Consider the following 7,571-nt stretch of genomic DNA (forward strand, 5'->3'; position numbering starts at 1 on the left):
AGGCGAATAGTCTCATATTAGGAGGTAACTGACTTATGGCAAATCAAAGTGCCTTTGATTACGAGCAGCAGCAGCTCAAAAACCATGCTGCAGAGATCCATCGCCAGTTCGAACGGCTGAATGCAATGCCTAGATATACAGGCGACAACATTACGGAGCAGGCTCTCGAAGATGCAAGGGAACGAAACCGCACAAATTTGAAAATCGCTGAGAAGGAACCCTACTTCGGAAGACTCGACTTCAGAGAGGAAGGAAAATCGTCCTCAAATCCGCTGTACATAGGAAAGGCCGGCGTTGCAGAGGAAGATGAGAGAAATGTCATGATTGTGGATTGGCGTGCCCCTGTTGCCAGTCTTTTTTATTCGTTTACAGGAGGTGAAGAGCTCGCCTTTTATGAGGCTCCTGAAGGAGTTATTGAAGGGGATATTCATTTAAAAAGGAATATTGTTGTCAGAAACAGTGAGCTCAACCGCGTTGTAGATACGTACGAAAAAGGAAAAGAGGACCATGGGGGAGCAGATGAATTCCTTCTGTACAGACTTGGTGAGCGAAAGGATAATAAGCTGCGCGATATTGTTTCAACCATTCAAGCAGAGCAAAATAATATCATTCGGGAAAAAAGAGACACAGCGCTTATTATTCAGGGTGTTGCAGGAAGCGGCAAAACGACTGTTGCTCTTCATAGACTGGCCTATCTCATTTATGAGTACAGGGAAAACATGTCGGCAGAAAAAATGATCATTTTCGCCCCAAACAGCATGTTCCTTGATTACATTTCGAACGTTCTTCCAGAGCTTGGAGTCGGAAATATCCAGCAAACCACCTTCCAGGACTGGGGCAGGAGAATGCTGAACTTTAAAGTAAAGGTAAATCCGGATTCGAAAAAAGTCGAAGATTGGTTTGAACCAAGCGCTGCGAGGAGTGAAGAAGCGCGTCTTAAGCCGGGAAGATTAAAAGGATCTCTTTCCTTTATGAATACTGTTTCCAAGCTTATCAGTGAACTTGACGCAGAAAGTGTGCCGGAAAAAGATTTTGAGGCATGGGATACAGCCATTCTGAAGAAAGAAATCATCCACGAATGGTATCACACTGAATTAAAGGCCTACCCTGCTGTAAAAAGGCGGGAACGTATACAAGAGAAAATAAAACGCTGGATGGATAAAGAGCTTGCGAAGATCTGGGAACAGAAAGTCCAAAAGGAAACAAAGAAAAAGGCTGGGCAAAGGCTCAGAGCCTTTATGAAGTCATGGCCTTCACTTGATGCTGCTGCACTATATGCAGCTATATTAGAAACGGAAGAGATGAAAACCATTCTTCCAAAAGAATTGATTGAGAGCACCGTCAAATCCGTCCGAAAACGAATGGTTTCAGAAGATGATCTTGCTCCTCTGCTTCACATTTACCTTTCAGTAAATGGCATTGATAAAGATGAAAAGTTCCATCACGTCGTGATTGATGAAGCGCAGGACTTTTCACCTTACCAGGTCGCTCTCCTTAACAAGCTTTCGATCAAAGGATCTTTTACAATTCTCGGAGATCTCTCACAAGGGATTTATGATTTTAAAGGAATGGAAAGCTGGGAAGAACTGCGTCCAATATTCGAAAGCAATAAGCTAACTTATTATGAATTAGAAAAAAGCTACCGGTCGACAATGGAAATCATCGATTTTGCGAATCATGTTCTTTCTTCTGCTTATAAGCCAACTGTGCTTGCAAGCCCGGTATTTCGGAGCGCAGAGGAAGTCACAATCAAGGAAACAGCTGAAAAGGAACAAGTAAACCGAATTACCCAAATTCTATCAGAGCTTAAATCAGCTAATGTTTCAAGCATCGGCATTATCGGCCGAACAGAAAAGGATTGTGAAATGCTTTATTCCGAACTAACGGCTAAAGGAGAGCAGGTATCCATCCTGACTGCCGAACAGAAGGATTATACGGGAGGAGTGTCTGTTATTCCCATCCATCTGACAAAGGGACTCGAGTTTGACGCCGTCATTATTTGCGATGTTTCTGCTGAGAATTATGAAAAGACAGCATGGGATGCAAAGCTCCTTTATGTAGGCTGTACGAGAGCCCTGCATTTCCTTAAAATTTTCTATACAGGGACACCTTCTCCCTTGCTTCCTATATCGAACCAATAACGCACAACAGGCGGCCGCTTTGGCCGCCTTCTTTATATGCTTGTTAACATTTGAAATACCTTATCTTTAAATTGCGGAAGATCCTCATGGGCATGCTCATAATAGATCAGCATGTTTTTCGCTGATTGAATTTTATTGAAAACAGCAAACTGAGTTGAGGGAGGGCATCGATTGTCGATCAGACCTGTGCCGAAAAGGACATCTGCTTTGATGCGGTCTGCCAGGTTTTGAATATCGATATAACCTAGTCTTTCGAAAATCGCTTCTTCTCTTTCATGCGTTGGATCAAAATGTCTAAAATAATAGGCAATTTCTTCATAGGCAGAGTTTAAAATATCCATTTCCCACACTCGTTTATAATCTGCCAGAAAAGGATAGCCTGCAGCTGCTATTTTAATTTTCGGTTCAAGCGCCGCACAGGCAAGGGTCAAAGCGCCGCCTTGGGACATGCCAAATGCTGCAATGCGCTCTGGGTCAACCTGCTCCATTGACATCATAATTCTTGCCGCCTGAACAGTATCTAAAAACACTTGCCGATAGTACAGATTATCGGGATTGGGATCTTGTACCCCTCTGATAATATGCCCTTTGAGAGTGCCCCCTTTTACGGTAAGCCTGTCCTCAGATAAGCCGCCTCCCTGCCCTCTGCAATCCATCGCCATCACAGTAAATCCCTGTGCTGCAAAAGCTAATTTCTCAAGCCAGTCCCCACTATTGGTATGATAGCCGTGAAACATTAACAGGCCAGGGCCTTTGTGTCCGGCTTTCTTTGGCCGAATGAGCTTGCAATGAACCTTTGCTCCCCCGATTCCTGTGAAATACAAATGAAAGCAATCAGCAAATTGAGCATTAATATCGGCCGAATGCAGTTCATAATCGAGCGGCTGTACATCCAGATCCCTTATAGCCCTCTCCCAGTATTGATCAAAATCAGCTGGTTTCACACTGATGCCTTTATAAGCTTTAAGATCCTTTAGCGGCATATCCACATTCAATTTTATCCCCCCTGTTGTGATGAACCTGTCTAAACTCTATTTTACCAGTTCTTCCAGCTATTCTGAACAAAAGAAAAGCGTAAGCGCCTTGAACAGCCTAAGGCAAGCTGCTTACAGAAAATCCCTCAAAGTCCGGTTTTGACTTTGAGGGATTTTCTGAAACGACCTAAAGACTCGGGCTAGGCTGCTTGCGCTAGACAAATCAAATTTATACTTTATTTTAAAAAAGACACTTGCTTTATTTGCAGCAGTTCCTTAAAGAGTTTGAGCATTATTTCGCTTCATTATTGGTAAGAATTCCCTGGTCAACAATTGTCTTCTGATAGTTCTTTCCCCATTCATACATGGATTCAAGAATAGGCATCAAGCTTTCTCCCTGCTGTGTTAAAGAGTACTCGACCTTAGGGGGAACGACAGGATAAACCTTTCTTTCCACAATTTGATCTTCCTCAAGCTCTCTCAGCTGATTCACAAGCATGCGCTGCGTAATCCCGGGAATAAGGGATTTTAACTCTCCGAACCGTTTTGTGCCTTCCTTCCCAAGATGCCAAAGAATAATCATTTTCCATTTGCCGCCTATGACAAAAAGGGTTAATTCCTTTTCACAGTTAAATAATTTATCATCAAATCTTGACACTTTCATCACCTCATCCCTTATTATAACCAATAGTATACTTTTAGGCACTATGTAAAATAAAAGTGCGTACTTTTAAAAAAAGAACATACTTAATATAATGTAAATATTCCAGAATAACATTGCCGTATGAAATTGGAATTGGTATTAAACCCTTATTTGGAAATAGTATGACTGTGCGGCAAAATCCAAAAAGTATGAGGAGTGACTGTGAGATGGAATTGCAATTAGCACTGGATCTTGTCAATATTCCTGAAGCAAAAAAACTTGTTAAGGAAGTTGAAGAATATATTGATATCGTAGAAATCGGAACACCGATTGTGATCAACGAAGGTCTTCAAGCCGTTAAAGAAATAAAAGAAGCTTTCCCCTCTTTAAAAGTTTTGGCTGATTTAAAAATTATGGATGCTGCAGGCTACGAAGTCATGAAGGCTTCTGAAGCAGGTGCCGATATCATTACCATTCTTGGCGCAGCTGAAGATGCCTCTATAAAAGGTGCTGTAGAAGAAGCAAAAAAACAAGGCAAAAAAATCCTCGTTGATATGATTGCTGTTAAAGATATTGAAACACGCGCAAAAGAATTAGATGAAATGGGCGCTGACTATATTTGCGTTCATACCGGCTATGATCTTCAGGCTGTTGGCAAGAACTCATTTGAGGACTTGAAAGCCATCAAACGTGTTGTGAAAAATGCGAAAACGGCTGTTGCAGGCGGAATCAAGCTTGAAACACTTCCTGAAGTCATTAAAGCACAGCCTGACCTTGTTATTGTGGGTGGAGGCATTACAAGCAAAGATGATAAAAAAGCGGCTGCTTCAGAAATCCATAAATTAGTGAAACAAGGATAATTCAAGTATGCAGATCACTCAATATTTGTCCAAAATCCTCCAGGAGCTAAGTCCTTCAGTAGGCTTGGTCTCAGATGAAGATGCCGAAAAATTAGTAAACGGGATTCTTGAAGCAAAGAAAATCTTTGTTGCGGGCGCGGGCAGATCAGGTCTCATGGGCAAATCCTTTGTGATGCGTATGATGCATATGGAGCTCGACGCTTATGTAATTGGAGAAACGGTTACCCCGAACTTTGAAAAGGACGATATCCTTATTATTGGCTCTGGTTCTGGCAGCACTAAAAGCCTTGTTGCGATGGCTGAAAAAGCTAAAGCAATCGGCGGAAAAATAGCTGCTGTTACCATAAATCCAGACTCGGCAATCGGAGAGCTTTCAGATATGACGATAAAACTCCCAGGCATACCGAAGGAAGAGTCACAAAACGAAGCAACCATCCAGCCAATGGGTTCACTGTTTGAACAAACTCTTTTATTATTCTACGATGCCGTTATCCTTCGATTTATGGAGAAAAAAGGACTTAATTCAAGCACAATGTTTTGCAGGCATGCCAATTTAGAATAGGCTTAAGAGAAAGGCTGCCACTTTTGCAGCCTTTCTCTATATAATCAAGAGGGAGTTGAGATAATGAGTTCATTAAAAGGGAAAGCAGCATTAATTACGGGTGCAGGCAGAGGAATCGGCAAAGCAACTGCAATTGCTTTAGCTAAAGAAGGCGTTCATATTGGGCTGATCGGCCGGACTCTTGAGAATCTTGAAAAAGCAGCCAAAGAATTGAATGAATATGGCGTGAAAGTCACCTATGCTGCAGTGGATGTGAAAGACGGAGCATCTGTATCACAGGCTGTTGAACAAATTAAAGCAGAGCTCGGACAAATAGACATTTTGATTAACAATGCAGGAATTGCTAAATTCGGCGGTTTTCTTGAGCTTTCACCTGAAGAATGGGAAGACATCATTCAAGTCAACCTTATGGGTGTATATCATGTCACAAGAGCTGTGCTGCCAGATATGATTCAGCGAAAATCAGGTGACATTATTAATATTTCCTCAACCTCAGGCGAAAGAGGCGCTCCTGTAACGAGTGCTTACAGTGCGTCTAAATTCGCTGTCATGGGCCTCACCGAATCACTTATGCAGGAAGTAAGAAAGCATAACATAAGGGTAACAGCCCTAACTCCAAGTACTGTAGCGACAGATTTGGCTAAAGAAGCAGATCTTACTGACGGCGACCCAGAAAAAGTGATGCAGCCGGAGGACCTTGCTGAAATTATGGTTGCTCAGCTTAAGCTTCATCCGCGTATTTTCATTAAATCAGCTGGTATGTGGTCAACAAATCCATAAAAGAAAAAGGCATCCGTTTTTTCAATTGGATGCCTTTTTACATGTTAATTATAGATCCCCCGTCAAAAACTGTGCGGTGCCGTTTCCAAAACTCCAATCCCCATTCACAGTGATCGAAACCATCACATCCTGAGGGTCGATACCGCATCGCTCTTTCAAGTTTCGGACAAGCAGGTTATAAAATGTTTTCTTTTGCTCCTCTGAGCGCGGACGGCTTGTCTTCGATACAATGACCATGCTGTTTGTCCGTTCGAACCCAAGCCCTGTATCTTCAATGATCATTTCGTGTTCTGGATGCTGATGGACAATTTGATAGCGGTCCCGTTCTGGAACGCTGAATGCTTCGACCATCGCTTCATGCGCAGCATCCAGCAATGTCTTTAATTCTTCCTTTGTTCTTCCTTCAATTAAATCAAAACGGATAAGCGGCATTTCATATCCTCCTCTTGTCTTTTCCTGGTTTTACTATATCACTGTCATTTTTATGGGCTCTTTTCTTAAACTTTTTTGCTCATTACCCTATATTTAGTTCAACAAACCATTTATAAGGCAAGAATTTTTAGAAAAGATGCCACGAAGCCTAGACTAAATGCGTGGTAATAGCTTTTACGAATAGCAACAGCCTCTGCGAAAAAAGCCTTTTTATAAAGACAACTTTGCGGCTTTGGGCAAATTCATGAGGAAACTCTTAGTGAACTTTAAGATTATTTTAATAAGAAGTCGGGTATGTTTTAGGTTATACGCTTGAAGTTAGGGGCATAAACAATGAGGCAGAGAAAAATAGAACACCATTTAAGCAGAGCATTCTTACTTAGTTTACTGTTTGCCGTTTTATTTGGACTGATGGCCTACCTTGTTCATAAAAGCCTTGTCCATTCGTTTGATCAGCATGTTATTTCTTTTGTTCAGGGATTTGAAACTCCCCAGATCACGGCTCTAATGAAATTCCTGTCCTGGATTGGTTCAGGAACGATTGTGCTCATACTCGCCATTATCTCCTTGCTGGTCTTCCGAAAAATTTTGATGCACCGAAGCGAGGTCATTTTATATGTGTCGGTCGTTCTCGGTTCAGCCATTCTTAATCAGATTTTAAAAAGCTTGTTTCACCGGTCAAGACCAAGTCTTCACAGACTGGCTAATGCAACAGGCTTCAGCTTTCCAAGCGGCCACTCCATGGAGGCTGTAGCCTTTTATGGGATCCTCGCCTTTATTTTGTGGCGACATACGCCAACAAGCTGGGGAAGAGGCTTGCTGATTTTTTTCAGCACACTTATGATCCTCGGAATCGGAATAAGCCGAATTTACCTTGGCGTTCATTACCCCAGTGATGTATTAGGCGGTTATCTCTGCAGCATATGCTGGCTTGCCTTATCCATTTGGCATTATCAGCGATCAAAAGACAAGGAGGCAAGTGCACTTGATGAAGAAAAAACAAAGCTTGGATCTCCCAAAAGTTCCATTTAAAGGATGCACTCGGTGCATCCTTTCAGTTTGTAGACAAAAGGCATTCGGATGTCTCTATCCGTATGCCTTTTTGTTCATTTTTAAGTAATTTAATGCTTTACAGACCTCTTCCTTGGATACTTTTATGCCATTTTTCCAGATTCCCAA

At 42.0% G+C, this 7,571-nt stretch carries 8 protein-coding genes; 5 read left to right on the forward strand and 3 right to left on the reverse strand.

Translation table 11 applies throughout. The features are described 5' to 3' along the window. Window positions 1–35 precede the first annotated feature (35 nt). Window positions 36–2,141 (forward strand): HelD family protein, encoded by a 2,106-nt coding sequence (locus tag ACOT8F_RS11130; RefSeq protein ID WP_421651918.1) that lies wholly within the window; start codon window positions 36–38, stop codon window positions 2,139–2,141. A 32-nt stretch (window positions 2,142–2,173) separates the two neighbouring features. Here ACOT8F_RS11130 and ACOT8F_RS11135 read toward each other — a convergent pair whose 3' ends face one another. Continuing rightward, window positions 2,174–3,124 (reverse strand): acetylxylan esterase, encoded by a 951-nt coding sequence (locus tag ACOT8F_RS11135; protein WP_421651948.1) that lies wholly within the window; start codon window positions 3,122–3,124, stop codon window positions 2,174–2,176. Between the two features lie 283 nt (window positions 3,125–3,407). Beyond that, complete coding sequence (hxlR, locus tag ACOT8F_RS11140) at window positions 3,408–3,773, reverse strand: transcriptional activator HxlR (protein ID WP_421651949.1); 366 nt, start codon at window positions 3,771–3,773, stop codon at window positions 3,408–3,410. A 212-nt stretch (window positions 3,774–3,985) separates the two neighbouring features. Here hxlR and hxlA point away from each other — a divergent pair, with 212 nt between their 5' ends. The 3 genes from hxlA to ACOT8F_RS11155 all read left to right on the forward strand — a co-directional run bounded on the left by hxlA (window position 3,986) and on the right by ACOT8F_RS11155 (window position 5,960). Then, window positions 3,986–4,618, forward strand: a complete 633-nt coding sequence (hxlA, locus tag ACOT8F_RS11145; RefSeq protein ID WP_421651920.1) for a 3-hexulose-6-phosphate synthase — start codon at window positions 3,986–3,988, stop codon at window positions 4,616–4,618. A 7-nt stretch (window positions 4,619–4,625) separates the two neighbouring features. Beyond that, window positions 4,626–5,180, forward strand: coding sequence for a 6-phospho-3-hexuloisomerase (hxlB, locus tag ACOT8F_RS11150; RefSeq protein WP_421651921.1), 555 nt, complete (start codon window positions 4,626–4,628; stop codon window positions 5,178–5,180). Between the two features lie 63 nt (window positions 5,181–5,243). Then, entirely contained in the window at window positions 5,244–5,960 is a 717-nt protein-coding gene (locus tag ACOT8F_RS11155) for a 3-ketoacyl-ACP reductase (protein WP_421651922.1), read from the forward strand. A gap of 48 nt (window positions 5,961–6,008) precedes the next feature. Here ACOT8F_RS11155 and ACOT8F_RS11160 read toward each other — a convergent pair whose 3' ends face one another. After that, a complete protein-coding gene (locus ACOT8F_RS11160; protein WP_421651923.1) occupies window positions 6,009–6,392 on the reverse strand; it encodes a tautomerase family protein in 384 nt (127 codons plus the stop codon). 333 nt (window positions 6,393–6,725) lie between these two features. Here ACOT8F_RS11160 and ACOT8F_RS11165 point away from each other — a divergent pair, with 333 nt between their 5' ends. Further along, a complete protein-coding gene (locus tag ACOT8F_RS11165) occupies window positions 6,726–7,424 on the forward strand; it encodes a phosphatase PAP2 family protein (RefSeq protein WP_421651925.1) in 699 nt (232 codons plus the stop codon). Window positions 7,425–7,571 lie beyond the last annotated feature (147 nt).

The organism is Chryseobacillus diguaensis (genome assembly GCF_049220665.1).
Lineage (GTDB): Bacteria > Bacillota > Bacilli > Bacillales > Bacillaceae > Metabacillus_B.

What these genes read in the sequence shown, in the direction of transcription:
- hxlA (WP_421651920.1), top strand. Translation starts at nt 3,986, where the DNA reads ATGGAATTGCAATTAGCACTGGATCTTGTCAATATTCCTGAAGCAAAA.
- ACOT8F_RS11160 (WP_421651923.1), bottom strand. Translation starts at nt 6,392, where the DNA reads ATGCCGCTTATCCGTTTTGATTTAATTGAAGGAAGAACAAAGGAAGAA.
- ACOT8F_RS11165 (WP_421651925.1), top strand. Translation starts at nt 6,726, where the DNA reads ATGAGGCAGAGAAAAATAGAACACCATTTAAGCAGAGCATTCTTACTT.
- ACOT8F_RS11155 (WP_421651922.1), top strand. Translation starts at nt 5,244, where the DNA reads ATGAGTTCATTAAAAGGGAAAGCAGCATTAATTACGGGTGCAGGCAGA.
- ACOT8F_RS11135 (WP_421651948.1), bottom strand. Translation starts at nt 3,124, where the DNA reads ATGCCGCTAAAGGATCTTAAAGCTTATAAAGGCATCAGTGTGAAACCA.
- ACOT8F_RS11130 (WP_421651918.1), top strand. Translation starts at nt 36, where the DNA reads ATGGCAAATCAAAGTGCCTTTGATTACGAGCAGCAGCAGCTCAAAAAC.
- hxlB (WP_421651921.1), top strand. Translation starts at nt 4,626, where the DNA reads ATGCAGATCACTCAATATTTGTCCAAAATCCTCCAGGAGCTAAGTCCT.